A 19,591-nucleotide genomic window follows, 5' to 3' on the forward strand; every position below is an offset into this window, starting at 1 on the left:
GCCGGATGATTTCGGCAAAAATTGCTACCACAGCGGGCAGAGAGAGGGAAAGGACAACTGCAAGTCACTCGACCTGCCAGAACGCCAGGGCGCCGGGCGGCAATCCTGTCAGCACGCGATCCAGTGCGACCTGGTCGATGTTCCGGCGCAGGGCCGCCGCTACGCTCCCGATCGAGGAATCGGGGGCGAAGTTATGGTCGGGGCGCAGCGCCTGCACTTCGCGGGTCATGGTGGCCCGGTCGGCGAAAGGACGGCGCGGTTCGTCGAGATCCCAGTCGGCGACGAAGAGCGCGCGCAGGACGGGCGGCAGCACGTTGGCGAACCGGATCGCCTCCTTCACGTCGAGGCGGCGGCGGAAGGCCTGAAACACGCCCTGCACCATCGTATAGGTCTGGTGCGTGGTCGCGAGGCCGGAAATGTCCCGCGCGTCGAGCATGAACTGCTCGAAGTCCATCGACGCGCGCTTGTATTCGACGGGGACCGGCATGATCGTCGCTTCGTCAGGACGGCAGCGGCTCGCCCAGATTGCCCTCGCTGTTGATCAGCAGGACGCGCGAGGTCGGGCCGAGGCCCAGCGCCTTGAAGGCGGCCTCGTCGGTGCAGACGCGCATCAGTCCGGCGAGGCCCGCGCAGCCCGAGGGGCCGGAGATGATTGCGGGATCGTGGCCCAAGGGGTGGGCGTAGAGGCGGCGGGCCGGCAGGACGGCGTCCTCGCCGATGGTCATGAACCAGTCGGCCGCTGCGCCGATGATCGGCCAGGTCACGGGCGAGATCTCGCGGCAGGCCAGACCGCCCATCACCGTGTCGGCATCGCCGCTGGCCAGCGTCGGCTGGCCGGCGAGGTTGCTCTGGAACCAGCAGTCCGCACTTTCGGGCTCGACCACGATCGAGACCGGCCGCTCGTCGCACACCGCCCAGAGATAGCCGATCACCGCCGCTGCCAGTCCGCCGACGCCGGCCTGCACGAAGACATGGGTGGGCGACGCGCCCCACTGCTGGACGGCCGCCTCGTGGACCAGAACGCAGTAGCCGCGCATGACACTGCGCGGCACCGAATCGTAGCCCTCCCACGACGTGTCGGAGATGATCGTCCAGCCGTTGGTCTCGGCCTGGCGGCGGCATTCGGCGACGGCGGTGTCGTAGTCGCCGTCGACCCGGATCACCTCGGCGCCGCGCGCCCGGATGGCGGCCTCCTTCTCGGCGCTGGTGAACTTCGGCAGGAAGATCACGCAGCGATTGCCGAACAGCTTCGCGCCGGCGGCGACCGAGCGTCCATGATTGCCCGAACTGGCGGCGGTGAAGACGAAGCGGCCGGTGATTTCCCTGTGCTCGCCCTTCATCACGCTCTCGAAGGAGGGTGTGGAATGATGGGCCTCGCCGACCGCGCCGGTCAGCACGTTGGCGACCGCGATTACGCCGCCCAGTGCCTTGAAGGCGCCGAAGCCGAAGCGCTGGCTCTCGTCCTTGACCCGGATCTCGCCCACGCCCAGCCGCGCGGCCAGCGCCGGCAGCTCGTAGAGCGGCGTCGGCTTGTGGGCCGGGCAGGCCTTCAGCTCCTCGCACAGTTCGGGAATCCCGTTGGGATTGATCACGAACTGCTGTTCGAGACCGAATTGCAGGGCGCGCGCGGCGCGCGGATTTTTGGCCAACCAGGGGGCCAACCGGGGGGTCGTCATGCCGGGGTCATAGCATGCTAAGCTCGCCAAAACGGAGTGGCCCATGAAGGTGAATGTCGAAGTGACCTGCACGCCCGAGGAGGCCCGCGCCTTCATGGGTCTTCCGGACATCAAGCCGATGCAGGACCGCATCATGAACGAGATCGAGGAACGCCTGCGCTCCAGCCTGGGGTCCATGAACCCCGAGACGATCTTCAAGACCTGGCTGCCGGCCTCCATGCAGGGCATGGACCAGATGCAGCAGATGCAGCAGGTCTTCTGGTCCCAGCTCGCCAACATCGCCTCCGGCGGATCGACCAAGAAGGAATAGCCGGATCATGAGCCAGCGCGACCAGCCAGCCGATCCCAAGCCCTATTACGAAGCCCACGTCTTCTGCTGCACCAACCGGCGTCCCGCCGGCCATCCGCGCGGCTGCTGTGCCGAACGCGGCGGCGAGGCGCTGCGCGACCACATGAAGAGCCGCGCCAAGGCGCTCGGCCTCAAGAACGTGCGCATCAACAACGCCGGTTGCCTCGACCGCTGCGAACTCGGGCCGACCCTCGTGATCTATCCCGAAGGCATCTGGTACCGGGTGCCGACCAAGGAAGACGTCGACGAAGTGCTGGACACGCACCTGGTCAAGGGCGGCCGGGTCGAGCGGCTCATGCTGAAGCCGGAAGACAAGTAGCCGGCGGGGCAGCCTCAGAAGCCGCGGCTACCGTGGTGATGAAACCACTGCGATCCGGCGATGACCAGAACGACGATGACACCGAGCATGGCTTGGCCTCCTGCGGCTAAAACGCCTTGCCGGCTGGCGTGTTTCCTCAAGAGTGCGTGACTTTGCCGTTTGGAGAGCCTCTCGCGCGCGCGAGTCGCCCATGCGTTCAATCGAAATAAACGAAATATTCGAAATAAACGAAGCGAGAGTCGCACCCCTGAGGCCGGTATCCAGGTACCGTTGAAAGGGCGATATCCTCCCGGCATTTTGCACGGAATGTGCTGGATGGCCGATATCGGCGTCACGTCCTCGTCAGCAGCTCCGTCGCGAGGGCCGCCCATTCCTCGCTCAAGGACTGCTGCGACACCGGCCGGCCGGCCCGGCGATACCAGTAGCCGGCATTCGCCAGATCGCCCTCCTGGCGATGGAGATGGGCGTGGACGCTGTCGCAGTCCCGCTCGCCCTCGTGCGCCTGGACGCATTCGTGGGCCTGCGCCCAGTCGCCGCGACGCACCCACCACAGAGCCTGCAGCGCCGGGCTGGACCCGGCGGGCGGTGCGTCGGCCGTGACGCTGGCGGCGAAGACGTCGAGCGCGGTCATGACGGCTCCCGGCTAGCGGCGCTTCAGGCGGAAGCGCAACAGATGCAGGCGGTGTGAAAAGAAGCCCCAAGCGGAGAATTTGAGGTAGCGCTCGTAGCGCCGCGTCTGCTCCTTGCCGACCATCTCGAGCGCCTCGGCCCGCCGGTTCTTGAGGTTGGCCGCCCAGATCTCGCAGGTCCGGCCATAGTCGGTGCGGTCGTTGCGGAAGCGCTCGACCTCGAAGATCCCGTTGGCGGCGGCCAGGATCTCCGGCAGGCGCGGCAGTTCCGATTCGGGAAAGATGTCCTCGACCAGGGGACCCATCGGCACTTTGTCGTCGGGATCGCCATAGGCGATGGTCTGCAAGGTCATGCGCGCATCGGGCGCCAGCATGTCGCGGCAGCGCGTGAAGAAGTGGCGGTAGATCGCGGTCTTGGTGGCCGCATCGTCCTTGGGCTTGGTGAAGTGCTCGAACGCGCCCACCGAGATGATGGCGCCGTAGGGCTCTGCGGGCTGGTGATCGGCCCAGCTCTCGACGCGGATCTCGACCGGCGGCGAGCCGGCGTCGCGCAGCGCGGCGCGGGCGAGTTCGGCCTGCGCATCGCTGAGCGTCAGGCCGACGCCGCGCTGCAGCGGCGGGGCCCCGGGCGCACGCGTCGCGACCGCGGCGCGCAACATGCCGCCCCAGCCGCAGCCGATGTCGAGCACGGACGTCGCACGGTCGGCGCCCGAGTGGCGCAGGTGCCAGTCGATCTTGCGGCGCTGGGCATCGGCGAGAGAGGTGTCGTCGTTCTCGTCGCGCCACATCGCCGAGGAGTAGGTCATCGTCTCGTCGAGCCACAGCCGATAGAAATCGTTGCCTACGTCATAGTGCGAACGAATGGCCTCCGGCGAGGCGCCGGCCGCGTGTGCATTTTGAGTCATTGAGTGGCCCTGATGTTCATCGGCGCACCATAAGCCATTCGCGCACGCAGCGGACCACGCGGTTTTTGCGACATTCGGAGTTATTGCATTGGAGAAAAGTTTGTCTCAGAAGTGCGCGTTAAGCGACGCACGAGGCCGCGATTTATTGCGCCATCGATGCAAGCGAACCGGGCATGGCAGCAGGTAGGATTGCTCCCGCATGACGACGACGGATGTGCCGCAGGGCGTTGGCCAGAAGGGCCGTTTCTATCTCACGAAGAACATCTGGGTCCCCCAGGAGCCGCTCGAGAAGCTCAATCTCAAGCTCTCGGACTGGATCCTGCGCAACATGCCCAAGCTGCCGCTGTCCGGGGAAGATGCGTTGAAGTCGTTCCCGGTCCTGGCCGAACTCAAGAAGAGCCACGCCCAGATCAAGGCCGACCTCGCCTATCTGCTCAGCCACCATGAGGAAATCCCCACCCTGCACGAGGTCCATCCGCGCGACCTCTACGTGCCGGGCCGTGCCTGGCGCACGTTCATCCTGAAGATCTACGGCCACGAGATCACGGAAAACACGGCGGCCGTTCCCGACACGATGGCTGCCATCAACCGGCTGCCGGGCGTGCACACGGCGCTGTTCAGCATCCTGGCGGGCCGGGCCGAGATCGAGCCGCATCGCGGCTCCGCCGCGGGCGTCGTCCGTTTCCACTATCCGCTGATCGTGCCCAGCGAGCCGGAGAAATGCTGGATCGAGATCGGCGGCCACCATTTCTTCTGGGAAGAGGGCGTGCCGCTGGTGTTCGACGACACGCGCGAACACTGGGTCAAGAACCAGACCGACGAGACGCGGGTCGTGCTGATCATCGACTTCAACGCCAACATGCCGTTCCCGGTGAATCTCTACACCGGGCTGCGCTACGAACTCGGACGGCGCAGTGCCGAGGTGAAGGCGGTCTACGAGCGCGCGGCGATCGGCGTGCCGCCTCGCAACGCCGCCTGATCGCCGGCTCCCCGGCTATTCGATCAGTTCGGCCAGCCGCTTGATGATGCGCGTCGGCTTGGCCGTGGCATGCGCCGGCACGCCGGCGTCGAACGGGTCGTACCAGATGCCGCACATGCCCAGCGCCTGCGGCGCCACGACTTCCCATTCGTAGTTGTCGCCCACCATCCAGGCGTCTTCCGCGGCCACACCCAGCCGCTCCAGCGCGTGACGGTAGACGGCGAGCTCGGGCTTGCCCTGGCCGAACTCGCCCTCGATCTGAATGTGATGGAAGCGATGGGCGAGCTCGAACCGCTCGATCTTGGCGCGCTGCGTCTCGCCCGCGCCATTGGTGACGAGCGCCAGACGCACCCCGGCATCGCGCAACGCGTCGACCGTGGCATGGGCGTCGGGATAGAGCCGGTATTCCTTGCGCCTGAGCTCGGTGAAGGAATCGGCGATGCGGTCGGCCAGTTCGTCGTCCTCGCGGCCAAGCTTCGCGAGCCCGCGGCGGACCGACAGCCGGCGGGCGCCCGGGATGTCGAGCCGCCACTTCGCGGCCTCGGCGCGGTCGTTCCAGAAGGCGCGCGCCTCTTCCATGATGGCGGTGCGCACATGCGCGATGGCCGCCTCGTCATGAGCATCGAGATGGGCGGAAAAGACATGGAGCAGGCGGGTCCACGCCTCCTCGGGCTGGGCGTAGGCACGGATCAGCGTGTCGTCCATGTCGAACAGGATGGCGCGGGGCAGCCCCGCTTTGGGAGCGTTGGCCATCTCAGTTCGTCGGCTGGCCCGCGAAGGTCGTGGGGGCGGGGCTGATCACCACGCCGCGATCGCCCTGGATCTCGATCACGGCCAGCGCCCGCTCGGAGCGACCGTCGGGCAGGAAGCGGAAGATGCCGTCGACGCCGGACCAGCCGTTGGGATTGGTGATCGCCTCGGCCGAGAAGTCGCCGCCCGGCTTCGTCCGCGCGAGCTGGCCGGCCAGGCCCACGCCGTCATAGGCGAGGGTCGCCAGCCGGTGCGGCGGCCGTCCGTAGGTCGAAACGAACCGGCGCTCGAAGTCGGCCCGCTTGGCTGGATCGGGGGCGGCATACCAGGCACCCCGCAGCATGGTTTCCGAGCCGACGCCGGGGAAGTCCCAGACACCGGTGCCGATCAGCTGGATCGCGCGGCCGTCGAGGCCATTGGTCGCCAGCGAGGCCAGCGCGGTCGAGAGCAGGGGCGGCGCCACCGGGACGAGGACGGCGACTTTGCCGCCGTCGCCCTTGGCCGAGGCCGCGAGCTCGCGGGCCTGGGCGGCGATATTCGAACCGCTGGGATCGAAGAACTCGCGGCCGACCACGGTGCCGCCGCGGGTCGTGACATAGGTCTCGAGCGTGCGGCCCATCTGCTCGCCATAGGGCGTCTGCGGCGCGAAGGTCGCGAAGCGACGGATGCCGGACTCGAACGCATGATCGACCACGCGACGGACCTGCGGCGGGGCCGCGATGCCCATGATCCAGACGCCGCGCTGCGCGACCTGCTCGTCGTTGGAGAAGGCGATCACGTTCATGCCGCCCTGGCTCACCAGCGGCACCAGAGCGCTGGCCGAGGTGCCGTAGAGCGGTCCCAGCACGAGGGCTGCACCTTCGAGGCGGGCCTTGCGATAGGCCTCGACGGCGGTTTCCGCGCTTTCCCCGCTGTCGTAGGCGGACAGCGCCAGTTCCTTGGCGCCGCTGTCGAACAGCGCCATTTCGGCAGCCTGCTGCATCGCCTGCCCGATCGGCGCGGCGCGGCCGCTGAGCGGCAGCAGCAGGGCGATGCGGACCTTGCCCGATGCGGTGAGCGGCGATCCGGCCTTCGGCGTGACGGTCACCGTTTGCGCCGTCCTCGTGCTAGTCTTGGGGGGCTCGCCGCACGCACCCAACAGGAAGGCGGCGGTGGCGAGCACGAAGAATGACCTACGCATCGGCGCGAAACTCCGGCGATCGGAATCAGATGAACTTGGACGAACAACCCCAAGCTACCGGCGGGCAGCCGCCGCGTAAACCGCCGCTCGCCCCGGGACTGCATATTGTTGCCACACCGATCGGCAACATGCGCGACATTACGCTGCGGGCACTGGACGTGCTCCAGGCAGCCGATCTGATCGCCTGCGAGGACACACGGGTGTTCGCCAAACTCGCGACCCACTACGGCATCTCCGCCCCGACCGTGTCCTACAGCGACGCGACCCAGGAGAAATCCGAGCCGCGCCTCGTGCGGGCTCTCGCGGCCGGCAAGAGTGTCGCGCTGGTCTCCGACGCCGGCATGCCGCTGATATCGGATCCCGGCTATCGGCTGGTGCGCGCGGCGGTCGAGGCCGGGCATCCGGTCACGGTGGCGCCCGGCGCCTCGGCTGTGCCGATGGCGCTCGCCCTGTCGGGGCTGCCGACCGATCGCTTCTTCTTCGCGGGTTTCCTGCCGGCCAAGGCGACGGAGAGGCGGCGTGCCATCGGCGAGGTGGCGTCCATTCCGTCGACGCTGGTTTTTTTCGAAGCGCCGCACCGGTTACCCGAGTCGCTGGCCGACCTGGCGGACCTGCTGGGGGATCGTCCTGCTGCGGTGGCGCGGGAACTCACCAAGCTGTTCGAGGAGGTGCGGCGCGCGCCGCTCGCCACGCTGGCCGCCCACTATGCTGCCCATCCGGACGTGAAGGGCGAGATCGTGATCGTGATCGGGGCGCCTTCCGCCGACACCGAACGCAGCGCCGGCACCGTCGACGATGCGCTGCGCGAAGCCATGACGGGTGCCTCCGTCAAGGACGCCGCCGCCGAAGTGGCGGCGCGCTACGGGCTGAAACGACGCGACGTCTATGCCCGCGCCCTCGAGCTGAAGCGGAGTGCGGCATGACGACGAAGGCCCGCCAGAAGGCCTACCGCATGGGCCATACGGCCGAATGGCGGGCGGTCTGGCGGCTGCGTCTCGGCGGCTACACGATCCTGATGCGCCGCTACAAGACCCGGCTGGGCGAGATCGACATCGTCGCCCGTCGCGGCAATGTGCTCGCCTTCGTCGAGGTCAAGGCGCGCGGCGATTTCGTGAAGGCCGCGGATGCGCTGGGCGCCCGCCAGTTCGGGCGCGTGTCGCGTGCCGCCAGCCTGTTCATCGCCCATCACCCGCGATATGCGGCCTGCTCGGTGCGCTTCGATGCGGTGCTGGTCGGTGGTGTGTGGCCGCGCCACCTGCCCGACGTGTGGCAAGCCCCGGAGTGATGCGTGGCTGACGATCTGACGAGTGACCTGGCGCGGCTGAAGGATCTGTGTGGCGGCGACGGCGAGCGCATCGATCTTCTGGAGGCGGGGCTGCTGCTGAGCGTCCACGGTCGCGGCGAGGCGACCGACCTCACGCCGTTCCGCCAGCACGTCACGGCAATGACGGACGAGCTCGCCGATCTGGTGCATCGGCGCGGCGCCTCGCCCGCATCGCTCTCCGAAGTGATCGCACGGTCCTATGCCTATCGCGGCGACGGCGAGACTTACGACGATCTCCAGAACGCCGATCTCGTGCGGGTGATCGAGCGCCGCAAGGGACTGCCGGTCGCGCTGTCGATCCTGTACCTGCATGTGGCCCGCGCCCAGGGCTGGCAGGCCGAGGGTCTGGCCTTTCCCGGACATTTCCTGATCCGCATCGGCATCGATGGCGCGCGCCACGTGGTCGATCCGTTCCACGAAGGGGTGGTGCGCGAGGCCGCCGATCTGCGCAGGCTCCTGCGGCAGGTCCTCGGACCCGAAGCCGAGCTGGCGCCGGGGCATTTCGATCCCGTTCCCGACCGCGATGTGCTGCTGCGGCTCGAGAACAACGTGCGGCTGCGGCTTGCGAAGCGTGAAGACTGGCAGGGCGTGGCGCGCTCCCTCGACCGCATGCTGGCAATCGCGCCCGACAGGACCGAACTGTTGTTCGAAGCGGGTCAGCTCAACGAACGCCTCGACAAGCGCCGGGCCGCGATCGCGGCCTACCAGCGCCTCCTCGAACTCGACGGCGATCCGGACCTCCGCCGCCGTGCCTCGGCCCTGTTGCAGGAACTGCGACGCGGCCTTAACTGAAACCAGTCGACCTTCGTTCCGCGCCGCCAAGTCAGGATACTGTCATGAAGCTCAACGTCGCCATCCAGATGGACCATGTCTCGACGATCGACATCGACGGCGATTCGACCTTCGTGCTCGGGCTGGAAGCCGAAAAGCGCGGCTACACCGTGTGGCACTACACGCCGCCGGACCTGATCTTTCGCGACCGCAAGGTGATGGCCCGTGCGCAGCCGATGAAGCTGCGCCGCGAGAAGGGCAATCACTTCACCCTGGGCGCGCCCGAGATGATCGATCTCTCGACCGTCGATGTCGTGCTGCTGCGACAGGACCCGCCGTTCGACATGTCGTACATCACCACGACGCATCTGCTCGAGCACATTCACCCCAAGACCCTGGTGGTCAACGATCCGGCCAGCGTGCGCAACGCGCCGGAGAAACTGTTCGTCACCCATTTCGACAATGTGATGCCGCCGACCCTGATCACGGCCGATGCGCGCGCTCTGCGGGAGTTCCGCGACGAGCATCAGGACATCATCCTGAAGCCCCTGTTCGGCAATGGCGGCGCCGGCGTGTTCCGCGTTCGTCCCGACGACGAGAATTTCGCCTCGCTGCTGGAGATGTTCTCGCAGCGCAGCCGTGAGCCGGTGATCGCCCAGCGCTACCTTCCGGAGGTGCGCAAGGGCGACAAGCGTATCATCCTGATCGACGGCAAGGCGGTCGGCGCCATCGACCGCGTGCCGGCGGCCGGCGAGGCGCGTTCCAACATGCATGTCGGCGGCAAGGCGGTGAAGGCGTCGCTGACCCGGCGCGACATCGAACTGTGCGAGATCATCGGGCCGGAACTCGCGCGGCTCGGCCTGATCTTCGTCGGCATCGACGTGATCGGCGACTATCTCACCGAGATCAACGTGACCTCGCCAACCGGTCTGCAGCAGATCAATCGCTTCGACGGCGTCTCGCTGGAGGCGCAAATCTGGGACCGGATCGAGGTCCGCTATCAGGAAACCCGCGGGAGCAAGACATGATTCGACGGACGTTTCTTTCCCTCTCGATGATCGTTCCGGCAGGCGCCGTTCTGGCGCAGACGTCGAGCTCGGACCTGTTCGGCCAGAAGCAGATCGTCAAGGCGGTCGTCGAGGGCGATGAGGAAAAAGTCCGGCAGGCCCTGCTCAAGCAGGAGAGCCCGAACCAGACCGCCAACAACGGTCAGCCGCTGCTGACCGTGGCGGTCCGCGCCGGGCACATCCCCGTGGTCGAGACTCTCCTCAAGGGCGGTGCGCTGCCCGATTCGATGGATCCCGAGGGATACACGGCCTTGATGCGCGCCGCCGAGAAGGGCGACGTCGAGATCGTGGACATCCTGCTGCGGCGCAATGCGAGTCCGCGCGGACAGAATCGCCAGGGACAGACGGCGCTCATGATCGCCTCCGGCCGAGGGTATGCCGAGGTCGTGAGGCTGCTCCTCGCCAAGAAGGCGGACCCCAACTCGCGCGACTTTACCGGCCGCACGGCCGTCACCTATGCCAAGCAGAACAACCGCGGCTCCATCGAGACGATGCTGCGCAAGGCTGGCGGCAAGGAATGACGACGACCGGGGCGGCGCCGATCCGGGTGACCGGCTCGCTGTCGATCGACCCGGACGAGATCCAGGAGAGTTTCGTGCGCGCCGCCGGTCCGGGTGGCCAGCACGTCAACACCACCTCGACGGCGGTGCAGCTTCGCTTCGACGTCCGCGGCTCGCCCTCGCTGCCGGAGGATGTGCGACAGCGGCTCGAGCGCCTCGCGGGACGGCGCCTGACGCGCGACGGCGTGCTGGTACTGGTGGCCCAGGGGCAGCGCAGCCAGTTGCGGAACCGGGAGGAGGCGCTCGCCCGCCTGCTTGAGCTGATCCGCGAGGCGACCCATAAACCGGTGCCGCGCGTGAAAACCAAGGTGAGCCGATCCGCAAAGCGCCGCCGCGTCGACGACAAGAAGCGCCATGGCGCGGTCAAATCCCTGCGAAAAGCCCGGACATCGGACGACTGACGGTACGGGGAAGGTTGGGGTACTGTCACGCCGTCAAACCAGATGAGGTGCCGCGTGGCAGACGTTCGCAAGGAAACAGACAGCCTGGGTGAAGTGAGCGTTCCGGCCGACAAGCTCTGGGGCGCCCAGACACAGCGGTCGCTCGAGCATTTCAGCATCGGCAAGGACCTGATGCCGCGCGAGATGATCACCGCCTATGCGACCCTGAAGAAAGCCTGCGCCAACGCCAATCATGACGGCAAGCGACTCGACGACCAGGCGCACAAGCTGATCCTCGAGACCTGCGACGAGATCCTGGCCGGCCAGCACCACGACATGTTTCCGCTTCACGTCTGGATGACCGGCAGCGGCACGCAGTTCAACATGAACGTGAACGAGGTGATCTCGAACCGCTGCTGCCAGCTCGCGGGCACGCCGCTTGGCTCGAAGGCGCCGGTGCATCCCAACGATCACGTCAACATGTCGCAATCGTCCAACGATTCGTTCCCGTCGGTCATGTATATCGCCGCCGCGGTGAACACCAAGGAGCGGCTGCTGCCGTCGCTGAAGGCGCTGCACGATTCGATCGACGCCAAGGCCAAGGAATGGGCCGACATCGTGAAGATCGGCCGCACCCACATGCAGGATGCGACGCCGATCACGCTCGGCCAGGAATGGTCGGGCTATGCCGGCATGCTGGCCGATAATATCGAGAGGATCGAGGATGCGCTGAAGGGCGTCTATCGCCTGGCGCTGGGCGGCACGGCGGTCGGGACCGGCATCAATGCGGCCCCCGGCTTTGCGGAAGCGGCGGCGGCGGAGATTGCCAAGCTGACGGGCCTGCCGTTCGTGACGGCGCCCAACAAGTTCACCGTTCAGGGCGCGCACGATGCGCTGGTCCAGCTCTCGGGCTCGTTCCGCACGCTGGCGGTCTCGCTCTACAAGATCGGCAACGACATTCGCCTGATGTCCTGCGGCCCGCGCGCCGGCTTCGCCGAGCTGCACATCCCCGAGAACGAGCCGGGTTCCTCGATCATGCCGGGCAAGGTCAATCCCACCCAGGCCGAGGCGCTGACCATGATCGCGGTGCAGGTGATGGCGAACGACGTCGCCGTGGGATTCGGCGGCGCCAGCGGCTACCTCGAGATGAACGTCTACAAGCCGCTGATGATCTACAACATCGCGCATTCGATCACGCTGATGACCGACGGCTGCGCCAACTTCCGCAAGTTCCTGGTCGAGGGCACCCAGCCCAACCTCAAGAAGATCAAGGAATATGTCGACCGTTCGCTGATGCTGGTGACGGCCCTGGCGCCGGTGATCGGCTACGACAAGGCCTCCAAGATCGCTCACTACGCGATCGACCACGACCTCACGCTCAAGGAGGCGGCGCTGAAGCTCGAGTATGTGACCGAGGCCGAATTCGACAAGGTCGTCGACCCGTCGAAGATGGTCCATCCCTACGTCGCGACGGAGTAGCCTGTTAGGACGAGGGCACTTCCCCTTTGCGGACTCCGCAAAGGGGAAGAGTTTCGAGTCCTCCGGGCGCTAGCGCTCGTAGCGCCACTGCCGCTCGGTGAGAAAGCGGGAGGCGACGAGACCCATCGCCATGCCGCCGACCGCGAAGCCGCAGGTCGCGGCGGCCTCGACCGCCGACAGCGATTTTCCCTGGTTCAGGAACACGATCGTCTGGAAGGCGAACAGGCCGGGCGTCATCATGATGATGCTGGGTACCGTCAGCGCGATGCGTGGCGCGTGCAGGCGACCGCGCAGCAGCGAAGCGCCCAGTCCCACCGCCAGCGCGCCGAAGAATGTCGCCTGCGGCAGGGCAAGACCGAGATCGTGCAGGCCGAGCCGCACCTCGTTGCCGACCATCGACAGCAGCGCCACCGCCAGAACCGTGCGATGCGGGTTGTTGAACAGGATGCCATAGCCATAGCCGCCGGCGAAGCAGGCGAGTGCCCGTCCCAGCACGGTGAGCGGCTCGATCGCGCCAGGGGGCGGCGCGGCCGGCGCTGGCGCAAGGCCGGCCAGCATCGCCACCACCGACATGCCGCAGGCGGCGCTCAACGTCAGCAGCACGCCGTAGAACAGACGCGTCATGCCGGCCCTGGTCTGGTGCTGCGTCAGGTCGAGCAGCGCGGCGACCAGGGGGAAGCCCGGCACCAGGAACAGCACTGACGAGATGAAACCGATCGCGTGGGCGAAAGCGAAGGTACGCACGCCGAAGCCGATCACGATCAGACAGTAGAGGCCGGACGCCAGCACGGCGCACAGCGCGGTCATCGCGAACTGGTTGAAGCCCTGGCGCGATAGCAGCGTCCGGGCCGCCTGGCCGATACCGCCGCTGACCGCCGCCGCACCGGTCGCCAGCAGGTCGCCGCCGTTCAAGTAGGAGAAGGCCGTCGAGGCGACCGCCATCGACAGCGCGACCGGCAGCAGCCCGTGCAACGGCGCCGCCTTTTCGATCCGGTCGAGTTCGGTCTCCAGTTTCACGGTGTCGAGGCCGGAAGCGGCGCGGAGCGACAGCGATTCCAGAGCGGCGATCTTCGAAGCGTCGACGCCGGGTGGACCGATCTCGCGTGACAGTGTCGTGGCCTTCCCTCCGGTCCACGCCGTCGCGCTCAGGCCGACGGTCGACAGCTCGACCTCGAGCCGCTCGATGCCGAGCGCCTGGGCGAGGCGACGCATGGCATCGCGCACGCGGAACGCGGTGTCGCCGGCGCGCAGCATCAGCGCGCCGAAGCGCAGCAGGACGTCCAGGGATCCGGTCAGCGGGGCCTGCGGGGCGGTCATCAGACCGTGTGCAGGCCCAGCACGTCAGCCGTATCCTTGCGCACGCGCTCGACCAGCGCCGCGTCGGTCTTGAGGTCCTGGCCGTAGGAGGGAATCATCTCCTTGAGCTTGGGCATCCATTGGCCGACCAGCTCCTCGTGGAAGCAGGTCTCCAGCGTGTGGACCATGATCCAGACGGCGGTCGAGGCGCCCGGCGAGGCGCCGAGCAGGGCCACGATCGAGGAGTCAGCCGAGTGCACGATCTCGGTGCCGAACTCCAGCTTGCCCGTACGCGCCATGTCCTTCCGGATGATCTGGACGCGCTGGCCGGCGACGTCGAACTCCCAGTCCTTCTCGTCGACGGCGGGATAGAACTCGCGCAACGCATCGAAGCGGTGCGACTTGGTCTGCAGCACCTGGCCGATCAGATATTCCTCGAGCGGAAGATTGTCCCGCGCCACGGCGAGCAGCTGCAGGAGATTGTCCGGCCGCAGCGACAGCGGCAGGTCGAACATCGAGCCGTGCTTCAGGAACTTGGTCGAGAAGCCGGCGAAGGGTCCGAACAAAAGCCAGCGCTTGCCGTCGACATAGCGCGTGTCGAGGTGGGGCACCGACATCGGTGGCGATCCGCTGGCCGCCATGCCGTAGACCTTGGCCATATGACGGGTGGCGATCTCCTGCTTGCCCGAGCGCAGCCAGATGCCGCTCACCGGGAAGCCGGCGAAGCCGTCGGCTTCGGGAATGCCTGACTTCTGCAGCAGGGTGAGCGCCGCACCGCCCGCGCCCAAAAACACGCGGCGGGCACCGACCGACCTCTTCTCGCCGGACTTCTCGTCCTTGACGTCGAGCGTCCAGCCGCCGTCGGTCCGGCGATGAAGGTTGGTCACTTCCTGGTTGAACTGGATCGAGAAGCCTTCCTGGCGTCGCAGGTAGTTCAGCAGGTTGGTCGTGAGCGCGCCGTAGTTCACGTCGGAGCCCGTCACCATGTGCGTTGCGGCGACGACCTGGGCCGGATCGCGGCCCTCCATGAGCAGCGGCGCCCATTCGGCGATCTGCTTGTGATCCTCGGAATATTCCATGCCGCGATAGCAGTGATGGGCGCTCATGGTGGCATGGCGCTTCTTCAGGAAGGCCGCCCGATCGGCGCCGATCACGAAGCTCATGTGGGGCACGGGGTGGATGAAGGAATCGGCGCGCTCGATCGCGCCCTTCTTCACCAGGTACGACCAGAACTGCCGCGACATGTCGAACTCGACGTTGACCTCCAGCGCCTTGGAGATGTCGACGCTGCCGTCGGGACGCTGCGGCGTGTAGTTCAGCTCGCAGTTGGCGGCGTGACCGGTGCCGGCATTGTTCCAGGGATCCGAACTCTCCCGGGCCTCGCCTTCCAGCCGCTCGAGGATCTGGATCTTGAGCTGGGGCTGCAACTCCTTGAGGAATGTGGCCAGCGTCATGCTCATGATGCCGGCGCCGACCAGGACGACGTCGAAGTCGCCGGAATGATTGTCTGCCAACGGGCTCTCCTAACGGTGGTCTTGGGGGGTGGCGCGCTTGAACGGCACCGGGGCATCCTTGCCCAGCACGACATAGAGGCGCCGCCACGGTTGATCGTCGACGAGCCGCCAGGTGTGGCCGCCGCCGGTCGTATCCTCGGCCAGCAGGATGTCGCCCGGCGCGAGGGTAAAATGCTGCTCGGCGCGGGTCTTGAAGTCGAGCGTGCCGCTCAGGGTGACGACGAGCTGGCGGACGGGCGCGGTGTGCCAGGCATAGGTGCCGCCGGGTTGGGTCTCCTGCAGGGATGCGCTGGTCACCGCGATCTTGCCGCTGAGCAGGTCGCCGTGCGCACCCGGCTCAAGGTCAATCCAGCCTTCCTCGACGTGTGAATTCTGGTCCTCACCCGTCCAAATCCGCACGCACCGAATCATGCCATGGCCCTGCAAATGTCGCACACGGCCGGACCGTAATACGGGCCCCTTCCACTGGCAACAAAGGGGCCGCACGTCTTGGGGCGCTGCCCGCCGAACATCGCGCTCGCGTTCCGGATGCGTGTTCCATCGCACGCTGCAACGTCCCTGGAAAGCTGCCGTTGGCGTGGGACTGGCTCATCCGATCCTCCCGATCATGCACACCTCGACGGTCGCCGGCCGATCGTCGGACCGGAGAGCGCTGCACATCAATTCAAAGTGAAGCGACCGAAGAAGGAATTCATATGCCTACCAACCAGGATGCCATCGCCCTGCTCAAAGCCGATCACCGCAAGGTCGAGGAGCTCTTCGAGAAATTCGAGACGACTCGCGACGAGACGAAGAAGGTCGCCCTGGTGCGCGAGATTTGCACCGAGCTCACCGTCCATGCGTCGATCGAGGAGGAAATCTTCTATCCCGCCTGCAACAAGAAGGTCGAGGAAGACATGCTGGACGAGGCCTATGTCGAGCATGACGGCGCCAAGGTCCTGATCGCCGAGCTTTCACAGGGCTCGCCGAAGGATCCCTTCTATGACGCCAAGGTCAAGGTGCTCTCCGAACTGATCAAGCATCACGTCAAGGAAGAGGAGCAGCCGAAAGAAGGCATCTTCGCCCAGGCGCGCGACGCTGACGTCGATCTGGTGGCGCTGGGCGGGAAGCTCAAGTTGCTGAAGGAAGAGCTTCTGGCCGACCTGAAGAACCGCTCCAAGCTGCCGCCGCCGGAGACGCGCTCGTTCGCGGGCCACGAGATGGTCCAGGGCAAGCCGGTCGCGGGCGCGAAGGCGGCCTGACGATGGGGGATCGCAGGACGGCGCTGGTACTGTCGGGCGGCGTCGCGCTCGGCTCGTACCAGGCGGGCGTCTACGAAGCCCTGGCGAATGCCTCCCAGCTTTCGCCCTCCTGGATCGCCGGCAGTTCCGTCGGCGCTCTCAACGGCGCGCTGATCGTCGGCACGCCGCCGGAGAAGCGCTTCGACGTTCTGCGCAGCTATTGGCTCGGGGGACCCGAGAGCCTGAACGCGCTGTCCTTCGGAATGACGCGCCACGCCTTGAACTGGGTCAGCGCCGTCCAGGCGCGGCTGTTCGGGGCGCTGGGCCACATCCAGACCCTGGGGCCTCGTCTGAGCTTCGGCAGCTTCTACGACCTCGGCCCGACGGTCGACTTTCTGAAGAAGACGATCGACTTCGGACGTCTCAATGCCGGCGACATTCGATTCACCGTTGCCACGACGGACATCGAGAGCGGTGAGTCCGTCCTCTTCGACACGGGCAAGGGCGACCGGATCGAGATCGACCAGATCCTCGCCAGCTGCGGCTTCCTGCCGGAGTTCGCCCCCGTCGAGATCGGGGGTCGGCTCCTGGGCGACGGCGGCCTTTCGATGAACGCGCCGGTCGAGCCCGTGCTCGACGCACTGGCCGGGACCGAAGACACGATGATCGTCGCGGATCTCTTCGCCCGCGATGGCGCGCGGCCGGTCGGGTTGCGGCAAGCCCTCGCGCGCAAGAATGCGATCCTGTTCGGAAACCAGACTTGGTATCGGCTCGAAGCCTATCGCCGCCTGTGGCAACGCGATCTCGCGGACGGCCGCCTGGCCCCCTCGACGCTCTACCTGAGCTACCTGCCGGTCAGCGGTGAGGCGGGACCGGAAGCGCCGTACGATTTCTCCCTTGCCTCGGCACGGGACCGCTGGGCCGAAGGTTTCCTCGACGGGCGCCACGCCGTGGCGCAGGCCGCAGCGGGGGACGCCGCGCCTGGGAGGACCCTCGCCATTCGGCGTTCCAAACCGGCGGGCACGGACGCAGCGGTCCGTCCGACGCCCCTGGCCGCCTGACGGTTTCCGCAGACTCCCAGGCCACCGGAAATCGTCGGCGGCCTGCTGAACGCAATTCTTCACTCACATAGGAGAGGCCCGATGAAGGCGCTGACCTGGCACGGCAAGAGCGACATTCGCTGCGAGAGCGTTCCCGATCCCAAGATCCAGCATGCGCGCGACGCCATCATCAAGGTGACGGCCTGCGCGATCTGCGGCTCCGATCTTCACATCTTCGACGGCGTCATGCCCGGCATGGAAGGCGGCGACATCCTGGGCCACGAGACGATGGGTGAGGTCGTCGAGGTGGGCGCGGAGAACAAGGCCCTCAAGGTGGGCGACCGGGTCGTGGTGCCCTTCACCATCGCCTGCGGCGAGTGTTTCTTCTGCAAGAAGGGCTTCTTCTCCGGCTGCGAGCGCACCAACCCGGACAAGGAAAAGGCCGCCAAGCTGTGGGGTCACTCGCCGGCCGGCCTGTTCGGCTACACGCATCTGCTGGGCGGCTATGCCGGCGGACAGGCGGAGTACCTGCGTGTGCCCTATGCCGATGTCGGGCCCATCAAGGTCCCGAACGGCCTGACCGACGAGCAGGTGCTGTTTCTCTCCGACATCTTTCCGACCGGCTACATGGCGGCAGACTTCTGCAACATCCAGCCGGAGGATACGATCGCGATCTGGGGCTGCGGTCCGGTGGGCCAGTTCGCCATCAAGAGCGCCTTCCTGCTGGGCGCCGCCCGCGTCATCGCCATCGATACCGTGCCGGAACGGCTGGCGATGGCCGCCGCCTCCGGCGCCATCACCATCGATTTCATGAAGGAGGATGTGTACGACCGCATCCAGGACCTGACTCACGGGCGTGGTGCCGATGCCTGCATCGATGCGGTTGGCACAGAGCCGCGGACGGGCGCGAGTTTCGACTCGGTGGTCGATCGCGTGAAGGTCGCGACCTTCATGGGCACCGATCGCCCGCACGTGTTGCGGCAGGCAATCCAGAACTGTCGCAATTTCGGGATCGTCTCGATCGTCGGCGTCTATGGCGGGCTGCTCGACAACATACCGATGGGCTCGGCGATCAATCGCGGGCTCACCTTCCGCATGGCCCAGACGCCGGTGCAGCACTATCTGCCCAAGCTCCTGGACCGGGTCGAACGCGGCGAGATCGATCCGTCCTTCGTGATCACCCATACGGCCAGCCTCGAAGAAGGTCCGGAACTCTACAAGACGTTCCGCGACAAGAAGGACGGCTGCATCAAGGTGGTCCTGAAGCCATGAACACGTCGAACACTGTCGATTCTGCGGTCTCGGCCAAGGACAGGAACCGCGCCGCGCGCCCGCTCGCGATCGTGACCGGTGCCTCCTCCGGCATCGGTTTCGAACTGGCGAAGCGGTGTGCGGCCGAGGGCTTCGACCTGCTGGTTGCGGCGGACGATCCCCGCATCGAAGAGGCCGCGCGTACGCTGGGGCAAGCGGGCGGCGGCGTGGAAGCGGTGCATGTCGATCTTGCGACTCCCGAGGGCGTTGACCGGCTGCTCGCTGCGGTCAAGGACCGTCCGATCGACGCGCTCCTTGCCAATGCCGGCCACGGGCTCGGCAGGGCCTTCCTCGAGCAGGAGTGGGACGAGATCCGTCATGTGATCGACACCAACGTGACGGGGACAGTCTACCTGCTGCACAAGGTCGGCCGCGAGATGGCCGGCCGCGGCCATGGCCGCATCCTGATCACCGGCTCGATCGCCGGGTTCATGCCGGGCACGTACCAGGCCGTCTACAACGGCACCAAGGCGTTCATCGACATGTTCGCCTATGCGCTTCGGGCGGAAGTGCAGGGGCGCGGCGTGACGGTGACCTGCCTGATGCCGGGCGCGACCGAGACCGACTTCTTCGAACGCGCCGACATGATGGACACCAAGGTCGGGCGGGCGGAGAAGGACGATCCGGCCGAGGTCGCGGAGAACGGCTTCAAGGCAATGATGGCCGGAGACAGCGGCGTGGTGAGCGGGTGGCAGAACAAGCTGCAGGTCGCGCTGGCGAAGGTCCTGCCGGAGACCGTGATGGCGGACCAGCATGCCAAACAGGCGGCCCCTGGCACGGGAACGAAGCAGTAGGCTCGAATGAAGAGAGGCCCCGATCGTCCCTACGATCGGGGCCTTTTC

At 66.7% G+C, this 19,591-nt stretch carries 23 protein-coding genes; 14 read left to right on the forward strand and 9 right to left on the reverse strand.

The genetic code is table 11. The annotated features are described in order from the left end of the window. Window positions 1-64: 64 nt before the first annotated feature. Window positions 65-487 carry a DUF2267 domain-containing protein gene (locus ACO07I_RS18050; protein WP_422009764.1) on the reverse strand — a complete coding sequence of 141 codons (423 nt, stop codon included), beginning with the start codon at window positions 485-487 and terminating at the stop codon, window positions 65-67. Between the two features lie 13 nt (window positions 488-500). Then, the gene (locus tag ACO07I_RS18055) at window positions 501-1,676 is read right to left on the reverse strand and encodes a diaminopropionate ammonia-lyase (RefSeq protein ID WP_422009765.1); all 1,176 of its coding nucleotides are present in this window, start codon (window positions 1,674-1,676) and stop codon (window positions 501-503) included. A gap of 43 nt (window positions 1,677-1,719) precedes the next feature. Here ACO07I_RS18055 and ACO07I_RS18060 point away from each other — a divergent pair, with 43 nt between their 5' ends. Continuing rightward, window positions 1,720-1,986 carry a DUF6489 family protein gene (locus ACO07I_RS18060; protein ID WP_298311327.1) on the forward strand — a complete coding sequence of 89 codons (267 nt, stop codon included), beginning with the start codon at window positions 1,720-1,722 and terminating at the stop codon, window positions 1,984-1,986. A 7-nt stretch (window positions 1,987-1,993) separates the two neighbouring features. Then, the gene (locus ACO07I_RS18065) at window positions 1,994-2,344 is read left to right on the forward strand and encodes a (2Fe-2S) ferredoxin domain-containing protein (protein ID WP_422009766.1); all 351 of its coding nucleotides are present in this window, start codon (window positions 1,994-1,996) and stop codon (window positions 2,342-2,344) included. 331 nt (window positions 2,345-2,675) lie between these two features. On the opposite strand, the gene ACO07I_RS18070 is transcribed toward ACO07I_RS18065, so the two are convergent. Both ACO07I_RS18070 and ACO07I_RS18075 read right to left on the reverse strand, forming a co-directional pair. Further along, the gene (locus tag ACO07I_RS18070; protein ID WP_422009767.1) at window positions 2,676-2,975 is read right to left on the reverse strand and encodes a hypothetical protein; all 300 of its coding nucleotides are present in this window, start codon (window positions 2,973-2,975) and stop codon (window positions 2,676-2,678) included. A 12-nt stretch (window positions 2,976-2,987) separates the two neighbouring features. Beyond that, window positions 2,988-3,878, reverse strand: coding sequence for a class I SAM-dependent methyltransferase (locus ACO07I_RS18075; RefSeq protein ID WP_422009768.1), 891 nt, complete (start codon window positions 3,876-3,878; stop codon window positions 2,988-2,990). Window positions 3,879-4,077: 199 nt separating this feature from the next. Here ACO07I_RS18075 and ACO07I_RS18080 point away from each other — a divergent pair, with 199 nt between their 5' ends. Beyond that, window positions 4,078-4,857 (forward strand): aspartyl/asparaginyl beta-hydroxylase domain-containing protein, encoded by a 780-nt coding sequence (locus tag ACO07I_RS18080; protein ID WP_422009769.1) that lies wholly within the window; start codon window positions 4,078-4,080, stop codon window positions 4,855-4,857. 15 nt (window positions 4,858-4,872) lie between these two features. On the opposite strand, the gene ACO07I_RS18085 is transcribed toward ACO07I_RS18080, so the two are convergent. Together ACO07I_RS18085 and ACO07I_RS18090 are read right to left on the reverse strand one after the other, a co-directional pair. Next, on the reverse strand, window positions 4,873-5,610 hold the full coding sequence (locus tag ACO07I_RS18085; protein ID WP_422009770.1) for an HAD family hydrolase: 738 nt from the start codon (window positions 5,608-5,610) through the stop codon (window positions 4,873-4,875). A gap of 1 nt (window position 5,611) precedes the next feature. Continuing rightward, window positions 5,612-6,787 carry a penicillin-binding protein activator gene (locus ACO07I_RS18090; protein ID WP_422009771.1) on the reverse strand — a complete coding sequence of 392 codons (1,176 nt, stop codon included), beginning with the start codon at window positions 6,785-6,787 and terminating at the stop codon, window positions 5,612-5,614. Between the two features lie 29 nt (window positions 6,788-6,816). On the opposite strand from ACO07I_RS18090, the gene rsmI reads away from it, so the two are divergent. Genes rsmI through fumC form a run of 7 tightly spaced genes read left to right on the forward strand, consistent with a single transcriptional unit; the run spans window position 6,817 to window position 12,368 of the window. Further along, a complete protein-coding gene (rsmI, locus tag ACO07I_RS18095) occupies window positions 6,817-7,710 on the forward strand; it encodes a 16S rRNA (cytidine(1402)-2'-O)-methyltransferase (protein ID WP_422018313.1) in 894 nt (297 codons plus the stop codon). Next, window positions 7,707-8,072 (forward strand): YraN family protein, encoded by a 366-nt coding sequence (locus ACO07I_RS18100; RefSeq protein ID WP_422009772.1) that lies wholly within the window; start codon window positions 7,707-7,709, stop codon window positions 8,070-8,072. Before rsmI ends, ACO07I_RS18100 begins: the two co-directional genes overlap by 4 nt. A 3-nt stretch (window positions 8,073-8,075) precedes the next feature. Next, window positions 8,076-8,903, forward strand: a complete 828-nt coding sequence (locus ACO07I_RS18105; RefSeq protein WP_422009773.1) for a SirB1 family protein — start codon at window positions 8,076-8,078, stop codon at window positions 8,901-8,903. Window positions 8,904-8,947: 44 nt separating this feature from the next. Next, window positions 8,948-9,910, forward strand: a complete 963-nt coding sequence (gene gshB, locus ACO07I_RS18110; protein ID WP_422009774.1) for a glutathione synthase — start codon at window positions 8,948-8,950, stop codon at window positions 9,908-9,910. Continuing rightward, window positions 9,907-10,470, forward strand: coding sequence for an ankyrin repeat domain-containing protein (locus ACO07I_RS18115; protein ID WP_422009775.1), 564 nt, complete (start codon window positions 9,907-9,909; stop codon window positions 10,468-10,470). Before gshB ends, ACO07I_RS18115 begins: the two co-directional genes overlap by 4 nt. Next, on the forward strand, window positions 10,467-10,910 hold the full coding sequence (gene arfB, locus ACO07I_RS18120) for an alternative ribosome rescue aminoacyl-tRNA hydrolase ArfB (RefSeq protein WP_422009776.1): 444 nt from the start codon (window positions 10,467-10,469) through the stop codon (window positions 10,908-10,910). The genes ACO07I_RS18115 and arfB overlap by 4 nt, the downstream gene beginning before the upstream one ends. A gap of 54 nt (window positions 10,911-10,964) precedes the next feature. After that, window positions 10,965-12,368 (forward strand): class II fumarate hydratase, encoded by a 1,404-nt coding sequence (gene fumC, locus ACO07I_RS18125; RefSeq protein WP_422009777.1) that lies wholly within the window; start codon window positions 10,965-10,967, stop codon window positions 12,366-12,368. Between the two features lie 69 nt (window positions 12,369-12,437). On the opposite strand, the gene ACO07I_RS18130 is transcribed toward fumC, so the two are convergent. Genes ACO07I_RS18130 through ACO07I_RS18140 form a run of 3 tightly spaced genes read right to left on the reverse strand, consistent with a single transcriptional unit; the run spans window position 12,438 to window position 15,577 of the window. Then, window positions 12,438-13,685 (reverse strand): threonine/serine ThrE exporter family protein, encoded by a 1,248-nt coding sequence (locus ACO07I_RS18130; RefSeq protein WP_422009778.1) that lies wholly within the window; start codon window positions 13,683-13,685, stop codon window positions 12,438-12,440. Beyond that, on the reverse strand, window positions 13,685-15,178 hold the full coding sequence (gene mqo, locus ACO07I_RS18135) for a malate dehydrogenase (quinone) (RefSeq protein WP_422009779.1): 1,494 nt from the start codon (window positions 15,176-15,178) through the stop codon (window positions 13,685-13,687). Before mqo ends, ACO07I_RS18130 begins: the two co-directional genes overlap by 1 nt. Before the next feature lie 9 nt (window positions 15,179-15,187). Continuing rightward, window positions 15,188-15,577: a hypothetical protein gene (locus ACO07I_RS18140; protein WP_422009780.1), complete on the reverse strand. Its 390-nt coding sequence runs from the start codon at window positions 15,575-15,577 to the stop codon at window positions 15,188-15,190. Window positions 15,578-15,873: 296 nt separating this feature from the next. Here ACO07I_RS18140 and ACO07I_RS18145 point away from each other — a divergent pair, with 296 nt between their 5' ends. From ACO07I_RS18145 to ACO07I_RS18160, 4 genes are all read left to right on the forward strand, one after another. After that, window positions 15,874-16,419, forward strand: coding sequence for a hemerythrin domain-containing protein (locus ACO07I_RS18145; protein WP_422009781.1), 546 nt, complete (start codon window positions 15,874-15,876; stop codon window positions 16,417-16,419). 2 nt (window positions 16,420-16,421) lie between these two features. Next, a complete protein-coding gene (locus ACO07I_RS18150) occupies window positions 16,422-17,459 on the forward strand; it encodes a patatin-like phospholipase family protein (RefSeq protein ID WP_422009782.1) in 1,038 nt (345 codons plus the stop codon). An 81-nt stretch (window positions 17,460-17,540) separates the two neighbouring features. Then, window positions 17,541-18,710, forward strand: coding sequence for a zinc-dependent alcohol dehydrogenase (locus ACO07I_RS18155; protein WP_422009783.1), 1,170 nt, complete (start codon window positions 17,541-17,543; stop codon window positions 18,708-18,710). After that, the gene (locus ACO07I_RS18160) at window positions 18,707-19,543 is read left to right on the forward strand and encodes an SDR family NAD(P)-dependent oxidoreductase (RefSeq protein WP_422009784.1); all 837 of its coding nucleotides are present in this window, start codon (window positions 18,707-18,709) and stop codon (window positions 19,541-19,543) included. The genes ACO07I_RS18155 and ACO07I_RS18160 overlap by 4 nt, the downstream gene beginning before the upstream one ends. Window positions 19,544-19,591: the final 48 nt, after the last annotated feature.

The organism is Reyranella sp. (assembly GCF_965227665.1).
Lineage (GTDB): Bacteria > Pseudomonadota > Alphaproteobacteria > Reyranellales > Reyranellaceae > Reyranella.